This is a genomic window from Gottfriedia sp. NPDC057991 (genome assembly GCF_042886615.1).
Classification (GTDB): domain Bacteria; phylum Bacillota; class Bacilli; order Bacillales; family Bacillaceae_G; genus Gottfriedia.
Window position 1 is genome coordinate 96,576 of the sequence record NZ_JBHVQN010000003.1, and the last position, 21,324, is coordinate 117,899.

At 34.9% G+C, this 21,324-nt stretch carries 14 protein-coding genes; 2 read left to right on the plus strand and 12 right to left on the minus strand.

Features of this window, described 5'->3' with window-relative positions:
* The first annotated feature begins 137 nt into the window (after nucleotides 1-137).
* Complete coding sequence (locus ACFVR2_RS12040) at nucleotides 138-956, plus strand: COG4705 family protein (protein ID WP_387361955.1); 819 nt, start codon at nucleotides 138-140, stop codon at nucleotides 954-956.
* Between the two features lie 63 nt (nucleotides 957-1,019).
* Here the strand turns inward: ACFVR2_RS12040 and ytaF are convergent, their stop codons facing one another.
* The 12 genes from ytaF to ACFVR2_RS12100 form a co-directional block, all read right to left on the minus strand.
* The gene (gene ytaF / locus ACFVR2_RS12045) at nucleotides 1,020-1,661 is read right to left on the minus strand and encodes a sporulation membrane protein YtaF (RefSeq protein ID WP_387361957.1); all 642 of its coding nucleotides are present in this window, start codon (nucleotides 1,659-1,661) and stop codon (nucleotides 1,020-1,022) included.
* A 191-nt stretch (nucleotides 1,662-1,852) separates the two neighbouring features.
* Nucleotides 1,853-2,563, minus strand: coding sequence for a twin-arginine translocase subunit TatC (gene tatC, locus ACFVR2_RS12050; protein ID WP_335410174.1), 711 nt, complete (start codon nucleotides 2,561-2,563; stop codon nucleotides 1,853-1,855).
* Nucleotides 2,564-2,822: 259 nt separating this feature from the next.
* Nucleotides 2,823-3,656 carry an ABC transporter ATP-binding protein gene (locus ACFVR2_RS12055; RefSeq protein ID WP_387361960.1) on the minus strand — a complete coding sequence of 278 codons (834 nt, stop codon included), beginning with the start codon at nucleotides 3,654-3,656 and terminating at the stop codon, nucleotides 2,823-2,825.
* Nucleotides 3,657-3,746: 90 nt separating this feature from the next.
* The gene (locus tag ACFVR2_RS12060) at nucleotides 3,747-4,790 is read right to left on the minus strand and encodes a FecCD family ABC transporter permease (RefSeq protein ID WP_387361962.1); all 1,044 of its coding nucleotides are present in this window, start codon (nucleotides 4,788-4,790) and stop codon (nucleotides 3,747-3,749) included.
* Between the two features lie 50 nt (nucleotides 4,791-4,840).
* Entirely contained in the window at nucleotides 4,841-5,902 is a 1,062-nt protein-coding gene (locus ACFVR2_RS12065) for a FecCD family ABC transporter permease (RefSeq protein WP_387362781.1), read from the minus strand.
* A 13-nt stretch (nucleotides 5,903-5,915) separates the two neighbouring features.
* A complete protein-coding gene (locus tag ACFVR2_RS12070) occupies nucleotides 5,916-6,911 on the minus strand; it encodes an iron-siderophore ABC transporter substrate-binding protein (protein ID WP_387361964.1) in 996 nt (331 codons plus the stop codon).
* 417 nt (nucleotides 6,912-7,328) lie between these two features.
* Nucleotides 7,329-8,414, minus strand: coding sequence for a toxic anion resistance protein (locus ACFVR2_RS12075; RefSeq protein WP_387361966.1), 1,086 nt, complete (start codon nucleotides 8,412-8,414; stop codon nucleotides 7,329-7,331).
* A 14-nt stretch (nucleotides 8,415-8,428) separates the two neighbouring features.
* The gene (locus tag ACFVR2_RS12080) at nucleotides 8,429-10,048 is read right to left on the minus strand and encodes a YceG family protein (protein ID WP_387361968.1); all 1,620 of its coding nucleotides are present in this window, start codon (nucleotides 10,046-10,048) and stop codon (nucleotides 8,429-8,431) included.
* A 23-nt stretch (nucleotides 10,049-10,071) separates the two neighbouring features.
* Nucleotides 10,072-10,278, minus strand: coding sequence for a helix-turn-helix domain-containing protein (locus ACFVR2_RS12085; RefSeq protein WP_387361970.1), 207 nt, complete (start codon nucleotides 10,276-10,278; stop codon nucleotides 10,072-10,074).
* 194 nt (nucleotides 10,279-10,472) lie between these two features.
* Entirely contained in the window at nucleotides 10,473-11,051 is a 579-nt protein-coding gene (locus ACFVR2_RS12090) for a TerD family protein (RefSeq protein ID WP_387361972.1), read from the minus strand.
* Nucleotides 11,052-11,084: 33 nt separating this feature from the next.
* Entirely contained in the window at nucleotides 11,085-11,678 is a 594-nt protein-coding gene (locus ACFVR2_RS12095; protein WP_387361974.1) for a TerD family protein, read from the minus strand.
* 809 nt (nucleotides 11,679-12,487) lie between these two features.
* The gene (locus tag ACFVR2_RS12100; RefSeq protein WP_387361976.1) at nucleotides 12,488-19,825 is read right to left on the minus strand and encodes an Ig-like domain-containing protein; all 7,338 of its coding nucleotides are present in this window, start codon (nucleotides 19,823-19,825) and stop codon (nucleotides 12,488-12,490) included.
* 268 nt (nucleotides 19,826-20,093) lie between these two features.
* On the opposite strand from ACFVR2_RS12100, the gene ACFVR2_RS12105 reads away from it, so the two are divergent.
* On the plus strand, nucleotides 20,094-21,314 hold the full coding sequence (locus tag ACFVR2_RS12105) for a HupE/UreJ family protein (RefSeq protein WP_387361978.1): 1,221 nt from the start codon (nucleotides 20,094-20,096) through the stop codon (nucleotides 21,312-21,314).
* Nucleotides 21,315-21,324: the final 10 nt, after the last annotated feature.

A 21,324-nucleotide genomic window follows, 5' to 3' on the forward strand; every position in this document is an offset into this window, starting at 1 on the left:
TGATTCTAATAGAATACGAAGGGATATACAACCAAAATTTCTAAATCCTGGATTATTCATAATTCCTTTCCGATTTTCATTCTATTTTCATAAAACTTGTTTACATTGTATTTAAATCCAGCAAGGAGGATTATGAAATGGAAATGATTGAACAAAAGCAAACAAATAAGACAACTAGTGCACCAATACAAAATATATTAAAAAAGGTTCCAGAGGTAACAATCTTTTTCTGGCTTACTAAATTAGTAACGACTGGTATGGGCGAAGTTTTTTCCGATTATATTGTAAAAACTTTAACACCAGTAATAGGTGTTGCAGTAGCTTTAATCGTACTAATTCTGTCTTTAATCTTACAATTTAAAGTCCGTAAATATGTACCTAGTATTTATTGGTTAGTTGTTGTAATGATTAGCGTATTTGGTACAGTAGCCGCAGACGTGGTACACGTTGGTCTTGGAGTTCCATACGTAATATCAACGTTGTTTTTTGCAGTCTCGTTGGCAATTATTTTTATGATTTGGTATAAGATGGAGAAAACTCTTTCGATCCACAGTATATATACAAGACGCCGTGAGATTTTATATTGGTCGGTCGTTATGGGAACTTTCGCATTAGGAACTGCTGCTGGTGACATGACTGCCTCAACAATGCATTTAGGTTATTTTACATCAGGTTTACTGTTCGCAGCTTTATTAGCAATACCAGTTATTGGTAGAAAATTCTTCAAGCTAAATGAAATTTTCTCATTCTGGTTTGCTTACATTATGACTAGACCTGTTGGAGCGTCGTTTTCTGACTGGAGTTCTGTATCTCAAAAGCACGGTGGACTTGGATTCGGTGGTGGGCCAGTAAGCCTAGTATTATCGATTATCATCATTATGCTAGTTGGTTATCTTTCTTTTTCTAAGAAGGATGTACAAAATGAAGTTGATGTCGCCCAATCTACAATCGCTTAATAACATATTAAAGAAAAGAGCTGATGTTGAAATACTGTCATCAGCTCTTTTTTTATTTTATTATTATATTAAATTGTGTATCGCAATTAGCACTAAAATAATTCCACTAATAATGGAACTAAATTGTCCAAGTGACCATCCACCAATTTTCACATTGGCAACTTTTTTTCCTAAAAGGACTCCTAACCAAATGGCTAAAAAGCTAAAAATACTGGCAGCTATTGAAATCGCAAATGGTGAAAGTCCGATTAAACCAACACCTAATCCATTCGTAAGTGCATTCATTGAAACAGCAGTCCCGAGTATGATTGCTTCAAAACTACTTATGTCTCCTGAATGGTCAACATCGGCTTTTTCCGGTGAACTTAAATAATTTGTAACGATGTTTGAAGCTGATTCGTCATCATTATTTATTATAGTCTGTTTATCTTTTCTTGGAAAAGTAAGTAGAACAATTCTAAGTCCAATTACCAGTAAAAAAAATGCACCGATTACATTAGACAGTGTTCCTGGGAACACTTTTGATAAATATTTCCCTGAAACAATACCTGCTTCACTGAAAATAAACGCTATGATTGAAATAATTAAATTTGCTAATAAACCAACCTTTATACCTCGAATTCCATAAGTTATTCCTACTCCAAAATTATCAATACTAGATGAAAAGGCAAGAAATAAAACAGTGATCCAAATTGAATAATGCATAGTTTATGCTCCTTACTTCATCCTTTTTTGCGACAAAAGTTATTTGCCTAGCTTTTTATAACCTATGTAGAATTTATGATTAGTCAACTTGTTCAAAGTTTAAAAATTTACTAATAAAAGGATTATGAGAGTAAAGACTTTTTAATGAACCTTATACAAAAGCTTTGAAATAAAAAGAGGTAAATGAGCTTTTACTCATTTACCTCTTTTTTTCTATATACCGATTTAGATGTTAATATACTTAGTTCATATAATAAAATTAATGGAATCGAGACTGAAATGTGTGAAATAAAGTCTGGTGGTGAAATACAACACGCCACGATTACTAAGATAAAATATGCATATTTTCTCACTTTCTGTAAGTAACTAGGCTTCACAATGCCGATCTTTGTTAAGAACATAATTACGACTGGCATATCAAAAAATGCAGCAAATGGAACGACTAGATTAAATAGAAAAGAGAAATACTTTTCAACTGTGTAGTTTTGTTCAAGCATACCTTGTCCCATTATAGTTAGGAATCTAAGGATATTAGGAAAAACAAAATAATAACCAATAACTAATCCAAAAACAAACAGAAAAAATAACGCGGGTATATAAAATCCTATCCCTTTTTGTTCAGAAGGATGTAAACCCGGTTTAACAAATAACCAAGTTTGCCAAGTTGCAACCGGGATCGTAAAAACGGCTGCAAAAACTGCAGATATCGAAAAATATACCCATAATATATCCCCAGGACTTAGTACGACTAGTTTATATGTTAAATCCTTTGTTAAGAATTTATAAATTGGTTCAACATAAACGAGTCCAATTATAAATAGAACAATAAAAGTAACTGCTGTAATGATTATTCTTTTACGCAGTTCCTCAAGATGATCGACTACTTCCATTTCTTTATTCATATGAATTCTCCGCTTTGTCATTTACTAGAATAATTGTATTAAATACTTTTTGATCCCACTATGATTATTTCAAACAAATACAATTAGTTCAAATTAAAATTTCTTAATAATAATCATGTTATAAAAATAGATAAACGAATAACTGTAAATAAATTAACTAGAAAAATTAACTATACAAAAAATCACTAACAAAAAAATAAGTGTAATGTATTTATTTTCACTTATTTTTTTATTAGTGATATTACCCCAAAGTCATAAGTTAACTATCCTTACCTAAAGGAACGACTAGTGGTGTATTAGCAATTGGATCTTCTATTATTATGCACTTTAAACCGAAGACTTCTTCGACTAGTTTTGCAGTGATAATCTCCCGAGGATCTCCTTGTGCAATAACTTGGCCATCCTTCATAGCGATAATATTATCTGCATATCTCGCAGCATGATTCAAATCGTGTAAAACAGCAACTAATGTGTTCCCTTGTTGATTAAGATCTTTAAATAACTCTAACAACTCAATTTGATGAGCAATATCAAGGTAAGTTGTTGGTTCATCAAGAAGGAGCATTGGTGTTTGTTGGGCAAGTACCATTGCAACCCAAACTCTTTGTCTTTGTCCGCCGGAAAGCTCATCAACGTATCGATGTGACAAATCGCTCGTATTTGTTAGCTCCATCGCAGACATCACTGCTGCTTCATCTTCATCAGTCCATTGTCTTATAAGACTCTGATATGGGTATCGACCATGTGCGACCAAATTCGCTACCGTTATACCATCTGGAGCAGTTGAAGATTGTGGTAACAGTCCTAGTTTACGAGCTACTTCCTTTGACTTATAAGATGTAATCGCTTTTCCATCTAGTAAAATTTGTCCTTCAGATGGCTTTAACAAATTTGAAAGTGTTCGGAGTAAGGTTGATTTCCCACATCCATTTGGACCAACAATGACTGTAAATGATCCGTCTGGAATTTGTACTGAAAGGTTTCTAGATATTACCCGATTATCGTATTTGATTGTAATGTTTTCTGTCCAAAGCCTAGACTCTGTTTGTATGATCTTTTGGCTTTGAATTTCTGCCGCTGTTAACTTCATCATTCATTTTCAACTTCTTTCAATCAGAATATCGTAATACATGAAACCCCATGCGAGAAAGGTCCTACTAAACCTTGAACATTTTTATTTCGTTTAAGCAAATCGTGCTTGACGAAATAATAGCCAAACTAAGTATATTCCACCTAATGATAGAGTTACCACACCTACCGGAAAAATTGTTCCTGGAATTACTCTTTGCGCAAGAACATCCGCTCCTAGTAAAAGAAACGCTCCCATCATCGCTGCTGGTAAAATACTCTCTTCTGATTTGGTGATACGTTTAGCTAATTGCGGTGCAACAAGCGCCACAAAACTAACTGGCCCTACTACCGCTGTTGGAGCAGCCGTCAATGCAACTGCAATAAGAATCAGTAATAGTTGGGATCGTTCAATTCGAACACCATGAGATTTTGCAGCATCCATGCCGAATTCCATTTCACGCAATGGTCTGTTCATCATCCCAGCACAAATAATGAGAATAATGACAGCAATTGCTGGAGGGACTACTTGTTTCCAATCAATCCCATTTAATGATCCAACTCCCCAAGCCGCTGCAGTTAACGCAACCTCTGCATCACTTTTAATTAGGAGCATCGAATTGATACTTCCTAAGATCGCCGAAACTGCTATTCCGACTATAATGAGGCGAAAGTTCTGCGTTCCTTTTCGAAAAGCAAGCAAATAAATAAGGAGAGCTGTTGTGAATCCGCCAATCAAAGCTCCACCAGCTATACTAATGTAGGAAGTCGACTTAGCGACAAGAAGCACAATAAGTGCTCCAGTATAAGAGCCTGAGGTAAAACCAATGATATCAGGAGACCCTAATGGATTCCGAGTTATTGATTGAAAAATCATGCCACTTATTGCTAAACCTGCTCCAAAAACAATCGCAGCCACCACCCGTGGTAAACGCCATTCGACTACAACAGTTCTCGTCATCCCTGTCGCTTGGCCAATTAAAGCAGAAAAAACTTCGTGAACACTCAATTTCAGTGTGCCTACCATTAATGCAAACATTGCAATTGCAATCGTGGCTATAAGAAGGATTGCCGTAACAATCATGCTCCTCACATCAATTCGCGCCTTTACAGGCCATTTCAGTTGTAGATAGTGCCTACCATAATTAATGGGGCGCATAATATTCACTCCTTCTTACATTCAAACCTATGCCACAAATCATTTTCATTTTATAATCCACTCGCTTTACGTCTACGAACAAGAATCAGTAGAATTGGTGCTCCAACTAGTCCCGTGATAATTCCTACTGGAACTTCTGAAGGCAACAATACAACTCTACCAATAATATCTGAAAGGATGAGTATGATAGGTGCTACCACTATTGAGTATAGAAAAATCCAGAATTGGTCTGGACCGACAAACCAACGTACACAATGCGGCACCATTAAACCTATAAAACCAATTGGTCCAGCTATCGCAGTTGCCCCGCCAGCTAGAAGTGTGATTGCAATCAAACCTATCGCACGAGTCACACTAACATTTACGCCTAAAGAGGACGCACGATCATCTCCGAAGGCAATCGCGTTTAATGCAGGCGTAATGACAAAAGCTAATAATGCACCAACGATTAAAATGGGTAGAACAAGCCAAAGGTCATCAAGACTTCTCCTAGCTAATGTTCCAACACTCCAGTTCAACATTCGTGCAAATGCCTTACTATTTATTAATGTTAATGATGTAGTAATCCCACTCAAAGTGGCACCAAGTGCTACCCCAGCAAGTGTAATTTGTACAGGTGTAGGAGCCTTTTTACCAGCTCCTCCACTTATAACATACACAGCAATTGTTGCTATTAATGCACCGGCAAGTGCAAACCACATATAGGCAGACATCGATGTAACAGAAAATACACCAACCCCTATCGCAACTGCGAAAGCCGCCCCAGCATTAACACCAAGAATGCCAGGGTCCGCTAGTGGATTTCTAGTCAGTACCTGGATTAATGCTCCAGCTAGTCCAAATGCGGGACCAACGATCAGTGCAATAACTGTTCTTGGTATCCTAGTATTATGTATGATCGTGTGGTCGTAGCTATTGTTTGGTGAAAATAACGCATCCCATACTACCCCAAAAGGAATTGATTTTGCACCGATCATTAAACTCAAGAACACTACGGCTAACAATAGTAATAGTGCTACGATGAAGCCAAAAAATCGTTGCAACCTCATTGAAGTAATTGTCTTTGCATTATTCCCAACTACTTGAGTCGTTTTGTTTTTTGGTTGCTTCATCGCTGTCACTGTATTACTCCCCGCCTTCTAATGCTTTTTTAAACTGTGGTGGTAAATTATCAATTGCCCATAATAATGCAGGAACCGTTCCTGTTGAGAATGCATTTGATGAATTTGTATCAAGAATTATTGATCTTCCATCAGCTACAGAAGGAATCTTCTGATAAAGTTTATTATTTGTTATCTCTTTTGGATCAACAAAAATAGGTAAAACAATCGTAAGATCAGCATTTAATAGGTCTAACTTTTCGTCAGCAACTTTAATAAAGAAATTACCTTTAGCTAATTTTTCAATTTCTTCCTTGTTTTTGAATCCAAGTCGCGTTACAAAATCAACACGAGAATCGCCTTTTACATAGGCACCAAAACCTGATGAATCGTAAGCACCAACTGCAACTGTTTTACCTGCAAATTCAGGATTTGCCTTAGCCGCTTTATCAAATGCCACATCTACATCTTTAAGAAGTTCTTCACCTTTATCAACTTTACCAAGGGCTTGTGCAATCATTCGCACCTGGTCTGTAGTAGTTGTTAAATAATTATCTCCACCCTTAGGAACCCCAACCGTTGGAGCGATCTCTGAAAGGCGTTTGTATCGTTCTTCATCACCTGAAGATTTTACATCAAGAATTAAATCTGGTTTAAGAGAAGCTATTTTCTCATAATCAAGTTCCATTGTTCCAAGAATAGTTGGTGATTTTTTATATGCACCTTTTAACCAAGGTCCTACACCATCACCACCAAAAGCAAGCCAGTCACTTGCACCAATTGGTTCAACTCCAAGACTTAGTGCCGTCTCTGCATCTCCCCAACCTAGAGCAACTACACGTTTCGGATGCCCTTTGATTTCCACTTTTCCGAATTTAGTATCAACAGTGACAGCGGATTCATTTGATGACTTTTTATCTGACTTTTTACTTGAATCTGATGAACAGCCAACTAGACCAATCAATAAAAATAAAGACATGACAATCCCAAGTAATTTGGGCATTTTGATATTGCTAATCATTTCGTTCTCTCCTTAATTAACATTGAAGTTGATAATCATTTTCAATCATTAATTATACTAAAGCGACTTTTAATGTCAATATATTTTCGTCATTGTTACAGAACTTTCAGAATTATTCACTTGTCAACTTTAATCATTTAATTAAGTGCCACTATTCTAATCTTCCATTTATTTACAACGCCTATGTATTTTGCATTAACTTTTCATTTCATCTCATTATATTATAATAACATTTTTTTAACATAAAAGAATTAAATTTTGCTAAAAAGGCTCCCCGATTATCTAAAGAAGAAACACTATTTACTTCAGTATTACACTAAATAGTTAAGAAGCGTTCAGTAATAACGCAATACAAACAAAAGTCAGTAGCTAGTCGGCCACTGACTTTTAAAAACGATCGAATAACCCTTAAGATCATTACTTTCCTTGCTTAAGTTTAATGAAGTTTTCTTGCAGCTGCTCTAAACGCAATTTACCTTGTTCACGTTGAATTTTATTTTCTTCTTCAATCGCTTTTGTTTCTTGCATACCCTTCATGATGATATTCCAAGTTTCTTCCATCGTCTCGATCTTAATGCTAGGAGATCCTGATAATCTAGCAATATCCACACTTTGCTGTGAAATTGTATTGGCATTACGTAATAATAATTCGTTTGTTCTCTTATCTAATTCATTCATTGATTGAGCTACTAAATTTTGTCTCTTAGCTGCTATTGCATTAATTAACGCAGTTTTAAAAATTGGAATTGTTGTTACAAATGCTGAGTTAATTTTACCAATTAGTTTAGTATTACCACGTTGTAATAAACGAATTTGCGGAGCTGATTGATAAGCAACTTGTTTTGCCATTTCTAAATCGTAAGTACGTTGTTCAAGTAACTCGATTGCATTCTTTAACGAATCTAACTCCATCATAGCAAGCTGATTACCTGATCCAGCTCTTTCAGTTAAAGCAGGAAGCTGAGTTTTCAACTCTTCTGCTTTCATTTCTGCAGCTACAATATATTTTTCTAACTCCATATAATATGCTACGTTTTGCTCGTAAAGTTGTTCTAATGTATTTGTAGATGTTTTCATTTCGTGTTCATACTTTGTTATTTCTACATAGACTTTATCAATTTCAGTACCCATAGATTGATATTTATCAAATAATTTATCAATTAACTTTTGACCACGATTAAAAATTTTTGAAAGAAACCCTTTTTCTTCTGCAAAATCTTTCGTATCAAAGCGGTCCATAATTTTCCCTAATTGTTTCAATAGAACGCTAGATTCTTCCATACTTGAAGCCTTAATTGTATTTAATATTTTACCTGAGAAGGTTGAAATTTCAGTTGCTGGTTCTTTCCCATACTCCAATAAAGCTATTTGATTTTTATGGTCTATTGAACTTGCTAAACGGTGTACTTCAGGTTCATTTCTTAATTGCAATTTCATATCATTTGCATTCGCTTGTAAAATTTCATCTTGCTTTTCTAAACTAGTAAGTGTATTTGTAGACATTTTAAGTTCCCCTTTTATTTAACTATTTTTCTAAATAGATTTTTAATTAATGACTGTCCTGATGCTCGCAACACTTGAAATTCAGTATCAAAAGTAACTTCATCTAGCCAATGAGAATCGAATAATTTGTCATCCACGAATAGTTCGATATCATTCTGACCCGTCGGATTTAGTAAAACTAGATCCACTCCAAACTCATTTAATAATAGAAGTAGTGCTGCGTCGTTTCTATTTAGTTCACCATCTCTTTCTGTATTATAAATAATTAATTTTGGAACTTGCTGTGTATAATCAAACTGTTGTAGTAATCTTAATATTTCATTTGGTATATTCATAGATTGGCTAAATAAAAATAGTTGTGTCTGAGCCATTGTTTCATTTGGTAGCGACTTAATATTAGCTCGGTCAACATATCTGGATATAGCAGAAGCTAGACCAAACTGTAATCCGCTTGGAAGTTCTTTATATCTCCACCAGTTACTAGCCATCATCTTTTGGGGATCAAGTAGCCCGTCACGCCCTAAAGCATTTTGATAATGATATTGTTGATTCCCTTTAACTAATTGTGTAAATGGAAATTTATCTATTTTAAGTGTTAAATTACTATCAGTTAGTTGGCCAATCTTTTCCCAATATTCACGGTGATTTTTTGTCACACCTAAAATCTTCATAAAGAAAACCGGTATTTCAACACTATTGTCCTTTACAAGAAAATTAGGACGTAACATTGCTCTTTCTTTATGTAAAATGAATAATTCATCAAAGGTTGTTTTTAACGTAATTGATTGAGGTGCATAATTTCTAAATTGCCATGGTTTATATAATAATGAATCCTCAGTATGCAATAATTTCTCAATTTCCTTTGTTGCTCTATGGGCAACTGTACTCTTCCTAACTGGCTTTTCTATTGGAAAAGGTACTAAAGATGTCGTTGAAGGTAGTATTTTAATTTCGTCGCTCTTGGTACCTAATAAATGAGATAATGAATCTTTTCCTTCAGGATGAAATATAGCAACATCAAAACCTAAAAGGATGAGTAAGTAAAGAAAATAACATTCACTTAACGTTGTGTCACCATACCATAAGATCAGTGGAGAACGATTAGGAAAACTCTCAATCCATTTATTTACATGGTTATGTAACCATTTCACGAGATCAACTATTATCCTTCTAAAATTAGGATCAAGGAATCCATTTTTATGTGAATCTTTAAAGTTAGATAATACAGTTTTAATTTGCTCTCGAATATGTTTATGTATGTTCTGATTTTCGTGCTTCGGAATTAATCGCTCACCTTCAAGGAATGCAATTAGTCTGTTCACTGATAATCCATTTTCAGCATTGTTTATTGTTACTATTCTTTGAACTGCTTGCAACGTATCATTCGAAATTGTTTTGTTTAAATCTTCGCTTAATAACATGATATTTAAAGACTCGTCATGTACTAGTTCATATAAGTTTTCAAAATACTCGTCTTCATCAATGTTTGTTCCTAAAATTCGCCATGCAATTTGATTAAACTGTATGGTTTCTCCTTCTACTTGATAAGATTGTCTTAATTTCGAAGGTTGTTTCAAGATACTCAACCACTCATGTTGATTAATATCCATTGCTTTTGGGTTGATCGCAGACATATAGATACTCCTTTCCGATGTCATTATTTCATTTTTGGTTGTCCGAAAACTGCTAACATACCTTCACGAGTTACTACCCAAGAGGAACCAAATTTACGTATCGTACCGTTTGGAAAATCATTTATTCGTTTCCGTAATGTCGAGTCATTGATTCCCCATTCTTGACACGCTTGACGCGAACTAAGTAAACTTGGATCATTTAAATTTATCGTATTACTTTGTTTATTCAAAATCCCACCCCGAACTTCCAAATAATGCAACATTACATTAGGAAAACATTTTAAACTTAATTACAATTACCATCTAGGACATCTTTAGAAACTTATTCCTCTCTACCTTTCTAAAGATGTACTAAATGATAATAAAAAGGGGAAACAAATACTTTCCCCTTTTAACTATTAACCTACTTTTTTGTTAGGTAAAATTAAGCGTCTAATCCGTAATCTCTAACTAATGAAATTAAACCGCCTTGGTATCCACTACCAATCGCATTAAATTTCCATTCGCCATTGTGGCGATATAATTCACCTACAACTACTGAAGTTTCAATTGAAAAATCTTCACCTAAATCATAACGGATTAACTCTTCCCCATTCGTTTCATTTAAAATACGAACATAAGAGTTGTTTACTTGTCCGAAGTTTTGGTTACGTACATCAGCTTCATGAATCGTAATCGCAAATGCAATCTTTTCAACTGAAGCAGGAACGTTTGCTAGATTAACTGATACTTGCTCATCGTCACCATCACCAGCGCCAGTTCTATTATCTCCATTGTGTTCAACTGATCCATTTCCACCTACAGTATTGTTATAAAATACAAAGTCTTTTTCAGATGCACATTTGCTTGCACCATTTAATAAAAATACTGTTGAATCTAAGTCAAAGTCATTTCCACCAGAGTACTTATTAGTGTCCCAACCTAAACCGACAACAATGTTCGTTAAACCAGGATTTGTTTTTGTTAAATCAACCTTTTGTCCTTTTAATAAATTTACTGTCATTTTAAATACACTCCTTTTTTATTTGATTATTATTTATTGAAAACGTTGGACAATTTTATCGATTGCTACATCCTTTGTTCCCTCTCCTACTGCAGAGAACTTCCACTCTCCATTATGGCGATAAATCTCACCAGGGAACAACGCAGTTAAACCTGAATAATTATCAGTAATGTTGTAGTGTACTAACTCAGAGTTTGCTGACTTGTCTACTACACGAATAAATGCGTTTTTAATCATACCGAAATCTTGCTTACGTTGAACACAAGCATAGATATTCACAACAAATACAAGTTTATGTACATAAGACGGAACCTTATTTAAGTTAACAAATACTTGCTCATCATCACCGTTTCCATCACCAGTTAGATTATCTCCAGAATGTACTACGCTACCACATAAGCTTTTTTTATTTCCAAAATAGATTACATCACTTGCACTTCTTAACCTGTCATTTTCATCTAACATTAAAACAGAAGCGTCACAGTCAATGTTTTCTTGTTTACCAAATCCGAAAAAACCACCACTTTTTTTCACCGGATCCCAACCTAAACCTACAATTAAAGAGGAAAGTCCCGCTCTTCCTTTTGTAAGGTCGACTTTTTGACCTTTTTGTAAAGAAATTGCCATATGCTATTAACACTCCTTTTCATGTATTAATCACGTTTGCGTGATTATAGTTTAATATTATCATATAAATTTTAGAAATTCTAATAACAACTTAGTTTTTTGTGGAATATGTTTCAATTTCTTGTGATAAAACTATTTGGTGAGCTAGTCTTGAGTAGCCTTGTAGATCATCTATTTAACTTAATAGAATGCAAGTTCAAATGAGGGTGAGTGAATCGCTATAAAGTGTCTATTTGCGCTAATAAACTGTGGACTGCAAATAAATTCTGAGAATCGCAATTAAAATTGGCAAAACTGCAATTAAAAATACCGAAACTGCAATTAAATTCGAAGGAATAGCAATTAAAATTAAATATTACCCATACTAGTTAAGGTATTATGACCTAAACATTATAAAAGAGTAGTAAGCTTCGAATAGAAAACTAGTAAATTTGTGTTAATTCTTACTAAATCGAATAAAAACCTGCTAATTATAAAAAAAAGGCCAACTTTTTCAACTACTATTGAAAATCGTAACTGAGATACCCCCACTTACCAAGGCGTTCTTATAAATTTAAATTAAAAGGGGCCGCCCCTATGTCAGTTATCCTGACTTATGAGACAGCCCCAATACTTATTACTAATGAATGTTACCTACTAAAATTTAAATTTCCTATTAAAAGTGGAACTGTAAAACCCACTTTAGAAGCTGTTTTATTGAATTTGATCCAGCTTTTTTTACTTTTATAGTAGTTGCAGGACTTACATCTCCAATCTTATCCTTAACTGTTTTTGTTAAAGTCGTTCTAGTATTTAAGTGAGATTTAATTTTAATGAGGTGTTTTGTCTATTACTGTTACTTGAACTGTTGCACTACTATTTCCAGCTTTATCGATTGATACAACAGACAATACTGTACCTGCTTTTTGCTTTGAACTTAATTGAATTTTGAATTTTCCATGTTTGTCCACTACATCTTGACCAACAATTGTTTTTCCTACATAGACCTTAATTGTTGTTCCTGTTTCACCTTTTCCAGTTACTTTTGGATCAGTATCATATATTGGATCGACAACAGGTTTAATAGGAGGTGTATCTGCAACTGTTACTTGAACTGTTGCACTACTATTCCCTGCTTTATCGATTGATACAATTGTTAATACTGTTCCAGCTAATTGTTTTGGAATTAAAACGTCAAAACTTCCATCACTATTTGTATTTCCTGAACCGAGAGTTTGATTCTCCGTAGAAACGATAATTTTAGATCCCGCTTCAGCCGTTCCAGTCACATGTGTGTCAGAATCCATTACTTCATTAACAACTGGTTTAATAGGAGCTGTTTTATCTACTACAGTTACTTCAGTCAGTGAACTTTTATTACCTGCCTCGTCTGTTGAAACAACAGATAATTTTGTTCCTGCACTTTGTTTTGAAGATAATAAAACGCTGAAGTTACCATCTTGATTTGTTACTGCTTGACCTAGAATGACAATCCCTTTTAAAACTGTAATTGTTGATCCTGGCTCCGCTTTTCCTGTTACATAAGTACTGTTATCTTGTACTTCATTTACAACAGGCGCGTTCGGTGCAGTTTTATCTACTACAATTACTTCAGTTAGTGAACTTTTATTACCTGCGTCGTCTGTTGAAACAACAGATAATTTTGTTCCTGCACTTTGTTTTGAAGATAGTAAAACGCTGAAGCTACCATCTAGATTTGTTACTGCTTGACCTAGAATGACAATCCCTTTTGAAACTGTAATTGTTGATCCTGGCTCTGCTTTTCCTGTTACATAAGTACTATTATCTTGTACCTCATTTACAACAGGCGCGTCTGGCGCAGTTTTATCACTTACGATTACTTCTACTCCGTCGCTTTCATTGTTTGCTGAGTCAAGTGCTGTAACTACAATTTTCGTACCAGCTACTTGTTTTGTAATCTTCATTTCAAAGTTTCCAGTATTATCCGCTATTGCATTAGCAATTTCATTACCATTTACTTTTGCAATTACTTTTGCTCCCGCTTCAGTTGTACCGGTAATTTTCTCATCTTGATCAGAAATAGCATTCACTACTGGAGCTTTTGGAGCAGCAGTATGAGTTCCAACTAATTCTTTCGTATCCCTTACTCGAATACGATTTCCTTCTGAGAATTTACCTGCTAGACCAGTTGCTTCTAACGTATCCCCAATATTCAGGGTTGGTACAGGTCCGCTTTGGTTTACAACGTATCCATCTGTGAATACTAATGTTGGTCCTGAACCATCATCAATCACATAAGAATTATCGTCATACTTAGAAATGACTTTACCAGTTACTTTAACTAATTGACCTTGATTCTCTTCATTATTTGAATCCTTTGTACTGACAACTTTTGCTTCGACTGGAGTTCCTTTTCCTAGCTTTACAACGCTTTCTGTAAAACTACCAAACTCTAATTCGAAGTTATTTTCAAATATTTTTATATGACCATATATGCGTACCTTATCGCCGACTTGTAAACTTCCTGCTGGCACATCATTAAAGGCCATAATTCCACCAGTATCATCTTGAATGTAAGCAGCGTCAAAGAATGAAGTTGCTGTTACAGTTCCTTCAACAACTGCGTTCGTTCCTTCTGTAAGCTTACGCGCATCACCAATTGATTTTACTTCGGTATCAAGATGAGATAACCAGTTTACAATGTTTACTGCAAACGGGTCATTTCCTTTTGGGTTATACGTTTGATCCATTTGTTTATCATTAAAGATATTCATACCTGAAACGAATACTCTACCGTTACCAACTTGTTCAGAAGCAATAATCGGAATGCTAGAGCCACCAGTAACTTGATCTAATGCTGGACCATTTTTTCCATTTGAAGTCTGAACATTATATTTTACAGTATCTGATTTGATGGTAGATGTATCTTGGAATGTAGATTCATTTCCTTGAGCTAGAACTGTAACAGTATCGCTATCGGTTAATGGAACTTTATTCCCTGAGCCATCATTTTTAGCAAGACTTGATCCACTATAATACTCGATTGGTGGAACGAAATCCGTTAATGTTGTTTTTTGATTCGGTGTTGGGTGTAATCTAACAGCATAATTAGCTGTCAGTGGTGTTCCCCAGAAGTTACCGTCATGTGTTTCATCAAAAATTCCATCATTGTTTACTAAAATACTTGAGCCTACACCAGATAAAATACTATTTATGTTTTGATTTGTAGCACCAAAGTTACTCTTTTCTGTCGTCAATAAAGAACCGCCATTTTTCACGAAATTATTAATATCAGAAATTTCACTAGCAGAATATGCTGTAGCTGGGTGTGTAATAACTAATACACTAACATTCTTTAATACTTGTTCTGTAAGTGGTGAAGAATTTTCTGCTACAGTATAACCTTGTTGCTTCATTAACGTTGTAAATAATTTAAAGTTATCTTTATATGTGCCAGTGTCTTGTTTCGAATTCTCATTATTGTGAGATCCATCAATCATTACAACTTTGTTTAATGGAGCTTTAATTGTAAATGATTGCTCGTATTTATTATTACCGAGATCGTGTCCATCAGCTGCTGATAAAACAACAATGATTTTATGTGTACCTGGAACTGGATCCGTCCATGTAACACTAGCACTTGCTGACGAGTTAGATGGAAGCGAATCGATTGAAGCATCTGCAATAAAATGATTAGCATCTATACTATCATAATAGAAATGAGCAGTTACTTGTTTAACATCTAAAGATCCTTGGTTACTTATTCCTGCTGTTAAATTAGCTGAAAGTCCACCAATAATCGCGCCATCCTTTGTCGTAACATCACTAACTTTTACTGCTAAGTCTTTTTGTTGTGACCAAATTGGTGAAGAGTAAATTTGGTCGCCATCCTTTTGTGTAACTTTAACAACGAACCATTGTTGTCCGCCAACTACAGTAAAGCTTGGCTTCCAATTAAATGTAGTTGAATCACTTGTCGGAACATATTTGTCTACCACTGTTCCATGATTTGTAATTAATTCTACTTTTGAGATTGCATCATTAGAAGCAGTTTTAATATAGCTATAATCTGGATCACTAGCTTGCTCTAAAACTGGGTCTTTACCTGATATATTAAAATCTAATGTATCAGTATCAACTGTTGACCCCATATAAAAACCACTTGCAGATACATCTAATGAAAAGTTTGGATCCTCTGACATATAAACACGTCTTTTTTTCATTGCATCAAGAAGAGCATCTTGACTTAAATCTTTTGCTACGATTACAGTACGCTTTTTCGTTTGACCCCAAGTTGCATCATGGTTATCTTCACCATAAGTTGGTGCAACATGCCATCCGATATCAAGAGCACCATAGTAGCTATCTTCTGCATTCGCATAAGAGTACTTACCTGATCCATTCCCTACTTCAAGCATTGTGAATAGCTTGTCTAAATTTTTGTTATAAGGGATGAAGTTATCAAATGCATTTGCAGACATTTTTGGATGGTTGAATTGTGCTACGATATTGTCATATGTTAGTACCCATCCATAATACTTTTGTAAATTTTGATAAGCGCCACCATCTACAACACGATCAATGAAATTTTCAGTTCCGAATACATTTGAGTGACCCCATGTAGTTGATGTCATTTCAAATGCAGGGAAAACAACGAATTGACCATCTTTCGTATACTGTTTTGCTAAATCCTTTGTTAACTGCCAATTTGCACCGCCAGTTCTCTCTTTAAAGCCTTTACGATCGACAGTGTCTTTATTAACAAGGTCTGAATCGATATCGTGCGAGTGATCCGAGAATGCAAAGAAGTCATAATGATACTTTTCAGCAGCTTTTAATGCTTCTTCAGGACTACCTGCAGCATCATGTGAAATATTCGTATGGTTATGTGTCGTTCCACGGTAATGATTTCCACCAGTAAATCTTTCTGTAACTGTGAATTTCCATGTAAAGGTAGAAGGATTATTTAATTTATCCTTTGCAGACACCGTTATTGTATGCTCACCTTCAGTTAATTCATTAGCAGTTGTAAGATTTAATTTAATTTCTGTATCATTAATTGTTGCGTTTGAAGTTTTATCTTGACCATCGATTGAAATAGTTGCTGATGAAAGATTGATTCCACTTGGATCATCCATTTTCACGACGATTTCAGGATGTCTTGAATCAGTTTTATCACCATTTGCAGGTAACTCATTAAAAAATTTAGGACCATCTTGATCATCTACTACATTCACTTCAAATGGTTTTGAAGAACTACCTACAGCTTGTTTACCTTCTGCATTTTCCGCTTCGATATAATAGTAGAATTTTACTTTTGGAACATCTGCTTCTAAAATTTTCCCATTGTAATTAATATGGTCAGCTGTGTCCATGATTACTGAATGATAAGAAGCCTCGTTTTCTCCTTTATAATAAAGCGTTACTGAATCTGCGTTCTTTGCAATCGCATTAAACGAAGCATCCATTCCTGTATAAGCTTTTGTAATCGGAGTATGGTTTAACACTAATTGACCTTTTACATCACTTGCGTTTCTAGGTATAAGTAAATATCCACTAGTAAAAGGTGCAGCTTTTTTATATTGATTAACAATACCTGTAAAAGTGTAAGTTTGACCTTGTTCGATATTCCCTAAAGATCCTTGAATACGAACGATCGCTAAATTATCACCTGATTCGTCGCTTACTGTAATATCATAATTTGGACCTTCAGTAGGAATGTTTGTTACTTTTCCAGTAAATGATACTAATTTGCCTTCAGTTGCCTCATTTAACCCACCGACAGTAATATTTGTAGTTGCCGGTAATTGATCATTTCCAACGAAACGAATGGCTGTTGGAATAAATTGAGTCATCCCCGCCGTAAATACTACTCGTCCTTCAATGCTATATTTGTTTCCTGCTTGAATCGTTGTAGAAGGATTCAAATGATCAATAACATTGATTGCACCTGTTGAATCTTGAATAAAGAAATTTGTATTCACATCGCCATTAGGTAGATTATCTGTAGTCGCTACTCCCTCAATTGTAGTTGAATAACCATTATTGATTGGGAATCCTTTTTCATCATTTTTTCTTAAATCACCAATTGAAGTAACTGTTGTTGACTTACCAGCCGTATCTACTCTCGTGTAGTAGCTTTCCTTTAGAGTAGGTTGTGCAGAATCCGTTTCTGTTAAGAAGATGGATGTCTGATCACTAGAGTCTTCAAAACTTAATGTAAAAGAACCATCGGCCGCTGCTGTTACTTGTTGCTGACTTGTTAATTTACCACCATTTTCAATGTAAGCCTTTACAGCAGATGAAGCAGGTACTGATTCAACTTGCCCTGTAACAGTTGCTGTACCATTAGATTTTGTAGAAGTTATTTTAGAACCATCTGGAGAAGACATAAATTTTGAGTTATGAACAGCCATCTCATCAGAATAGTTCGCACTTGATGGTTTATTCAGGACGAAATCTTTTGAAGGTTCTTTTGTAAACCAACCGTTTCCAATCCCATATGCTGAACGTGGGTCAGTCCCAATATTTGTTTTACGCTGAATCGTTCCTCCACCAATTGTAGAGTCTGAAATTGGACTTCCCCAATATAAAGGATTTTTATAAACTGCTGTACCATTCGTAAATGCTAATAAATCAATTGCATCTTGATCATCAACACCTGTTACAGCTGTCGTTTTCTTTGCAAGTACTAAAGCGCCACCAGTTGAACCACTTGGATTTAACGTAGTTGTAATATCTGGAGTCACAGGAAGTGCTTGTCCTGTCGAACCTGTACTACCTGCTATTAAGAAGTAACTATGTGCTTTAATAACACCGGATAGTGGTTGCCCTGCTCCAAAGCTCATTGTTGATGCCGAAGTATAAGCAATTGACCAGCCCGTTAAATTAATATTTTTATCTGTATTATTATAAAGTTCGAAAAATTTAGTTTTGTAGAAGGCTCCCCCATTACCACCATTTACATAGATTTGACTAAATACTACGTCACCTGGTGAAATACCTTTTGGGTTTTCAGTTTGACCAGTATAGTTTACAGCAGTTCGATCACTAGGACTCTTTTCTGCTTCTTGAGCAACTAGATTAACCACTGGTTTCGACCCGGGATTTGCAAACGTTACATTAAATGAACCATCTGCTGCAGCTGTTGTAGTTGCTACTATTGTATTGTCATCAAAATAGACATTTACGATTGCATTACCAGCAACTGCACCTGCAGTACCTGATACATTTGTATACGTATTAAAAGTAATTTTTGTAGCTATTGGAGGGGCTGTTTTCTGAACGACAGAACCTGAGAAATTTACTGAAACTTTATCACTTTCAGCTTTTCCGTTTTCTTGTGCAGTAACATATACAACCGATTGTGAATTGGTAATTGTAGCGGTAAATGAACCATCCGCTGAAGCCGTAGTCGTACCAGCTAGTTTATTATTATCGCTATAAACCTTTACAATGGAATTACTAGCAACTGCTCCAGCATTTCCAGTGACTGTTGAATTTGTAGAATAGTTGATTTTTGTTGCGTCAGGTGTAGCGGTTTTTTCTAAAGCTGGAGAGCCGTTTGTCTCACCGTTAATAACAATATCAGCAATACGACTCGTACCAGTTGTCGTACTGAAATTACTACCGTCATTTTTTGCAGCTAATGGTGAATTGACAATCCATCTTAAATAAACTAAATTCTTGTCGCTTACCTCAGTTGGCAACGCTACATTATTTAATTGTCCCCCACTTGACCATGTACCACTTCCCGTTGAAACAGTAGCATCCGGTACATCAACCCATGAGTTTTCATCCAAACTATATTGAAGTTTGAAATCTTTTGGCCCCGTAGTAGAACTATATTGTTTAGATGAAAGAGTTATATTTTCATAGTTTTTTGTTGATAATGAAACTTCCCAATATGAACTATTATTTGACCATGTATTTGCGTTAATAACTGTATTCCCGGAAGGACCGGCATTATAACCAGTAACTTTAGAACCAGTTGTCGTTATATTACTATTCATATTGTCTGGTATTCCAGCTGATGGTGTTGTTACTTGTCCATTACTAAAATCCCATTTTGCTAAAGTAGTTGAAGTGGCTGCATTAGCCATTTGTGGACTAATTGTTGATAATAGCAATAGAATCGTTGCCAAAAGACCAAAATACCTTTTGTACTTATGCATTATTTTGTGCATGAAAATTTCCCCACTTTATTTTATTATTTCTAATAACCAAAACCTTCCTTCAAAAAACAAGACTATTTTACTATTGGGAAATAATTATAGTTTCGCTCCTCCCCTCACGAAAATGTAGTGATCGCCCATTAACTATATTACGAATAACCGAGCAATTTCTACAAAATTATCCAAAAAATACAAATTCTTTACAATTATATAACAATTCTGTAATGTTTACTATGTATGATAACAATAACTTTCTTAATTTATTTCCCGGAGGAAACAAATGAAAAATAGTATTTTTTTCTTAACAACAAATAAATTCTGTCGTTCTTTTCCCCTATTTTTTTGCTTACTTATTTTTTTTAGTACCTCTTTTCGAACAGCTGAAGCTCATTCATTAAGCGCTAGTTACACTATATTAAATCTCTTAAAATCAAAAACTACAATGAACTTTGCTCTAGATGAAGTTTCTGTCATGGAGTTAACAGGCGGAGATGTTAATAAGAACGGAATGCTAGATCCAGATGAATTTGAGGCAATAAAGAAGAAAATAGAATCTACTATCCAGAGCAACATTATTCTTAAAATAAATGGAGAAAAACAAAGTTGGACAAAGGTAAATAGATTGGAGCTTAATCGTAAAGGTGATAGGACTCAGCTTATCCTTGAGGTTGATTACCCTGCAATTCAACCTTCCCAATCTATTAGTCTTGCTGATCATTTGTATGAAAATGATACAAATACTAGTACGACCTATGTTGATTTGTTGAAAGTGAACTACGGAAATGAAAGTAGTACTGCCGCACTTTCAGATCAAGGCCGCATGTGGTCTATGATTCTTAGTGACAGTGCTTATGAGGGATTAAGCAATAATCCGAACACAATCCAGCCTGCAAAACAACAGCAACAGGCCGTAATAAAAAAAGAATCCAATTCGGATTCTACTACAAATACTTCATCTAAAGGATGGGTTACGTTTTTAAAGCTTGGTATGAACCATATACTTACCGGTTATGATCATTTGCTATTTTTACTTTCACTACTGATTGCAAGACAAAGCTTTAAGCAGTTTGCTAAAGTAATTACTGCATTTACAGTCGCACATAGTTTAACTTTGACACTAACTGTTTTAGGAATCATTTCAATTCCTTCTTATATCGTCGAACCTGCAATAGCGCTTAGTATTTGTTACGTAGCAATTGAAAATATATTCCGTAAAAACATTGGTCATCGTTGGGTATTAACTTTTATTTTTGGATTAATTCATGGAATGGGTTTTGCAGACTTATTAACAGCAATGCATCTTTCAAAAAGTGAATTAGCAGCTGATTTAGTTAGCTTTAACCTTGGTATTGAAGTAGTCCAGCTTTCGATTGTACTTTTATTATTACCACTATTAACTCAATTACATCGCTCAAAGTATTCGAGGAATGCAATTATTTCCACATCTACGATTGCTTTTATATTAGGTGGAATTTGGTTATTTGAACGCGTCATATCTTAAACAGAAAGAG

Excerpts from the sequence above, each read along its gene's own strand:
- ACFVR2_RS12040 (WP_387361955.1), top strand. The coding sequence starts at position 138 with ATGGAAATGATTGAACAAAAGCAAACAAATAAGACAACTAGTGCACCA.
- ACFVR2_RS12060 (WP_387361962.1), bottom strand. The coding sequence starts at position 4,790 with ATGCGCCCCATTAATTATGGTAGGCACTATCTACAACTGAAATGGCCT.
- tatC (WP_335410174.1), bottom strand. The coding sequence starts at position 2,563 with ATGAATAAAGAAATGGAAGTAGTCGATCATCTTGAGGAACTGCGTAAA.
- ACFVR2_RS12055 (WP_387361960.1), bottom strand. The coding sequence starts at position 3,656 with ATGATGAAGTTAACAGCGGCAGAAATTCAAAGCCAAAAGATCATACAA.
- ACFVR2_RS12065 (WP_387362781.1), bottom strand. The coding sequence starts at position 5,902 with ATGAAGCAACCAAAAAACAAAACGACTCAAGTAGTTGGGAATAATGCA.
- ACFVR2_RS12100 (WP_387361976.1), bottom strand. The coding sequence starts at position 19,825 with ATGCACAAAATAATGCATAAGTACAAAAGGTATTTTGGTCTTTTGGCA.
- ytaF (WP_387361957.1), bottom strand. The coding sequence starts at position 1,661 with ATGCATTATTCAATTTGGATCACTGTTTTATTTCTTGCCTTTTCATCT.
- ACFVR2_RS12090 (WP_387361972.1), bottom strand. The coding sequence starts at position 11,051 with ATGACAGTAAATTTATTAAAAGGACAAAAGGTTGATTTAACAAAAACA.
- ACFVR2_RS12080 (WP_387361968.1), bottom strand. The coding sequence starts at position 10,048 with ATGTCTGCGATCAACCCAAAAGCAATGGATATTAATCAACATGAGTGG.
- ACFVR2_RS12095 (WP_387361974.1), bottom strand. The coding sequence starts at position 11,678 with ATGGCAATTTCTTTACAAAAAGGTCAAAAAGTCGACCTTACAAAAGGA.
- ACFVR2_RS12075 (WP_387361966.1), bottom strand. The coding sequence starts at position 8,414 with ATGTCTACAAATACACTTACTAGTTTAGAAAAGCAAGATGAAATTTTA.
- ACFVR2_RS12070 (WP_387361964.1), bottom strand. The coding sequence starts at position 6,911 with ATGATTAGCAATATCAAAATGCCCAAATTACTTGGGATTGTCATGTCT.
- ACFVR2_RS12105 (WP_387361978.1), top strand. The coding sequence starts at position 20,094 with ATGAAAAATAGTATTTTTTTCTTAACAACAAATAAATTCTGTCGTTCT.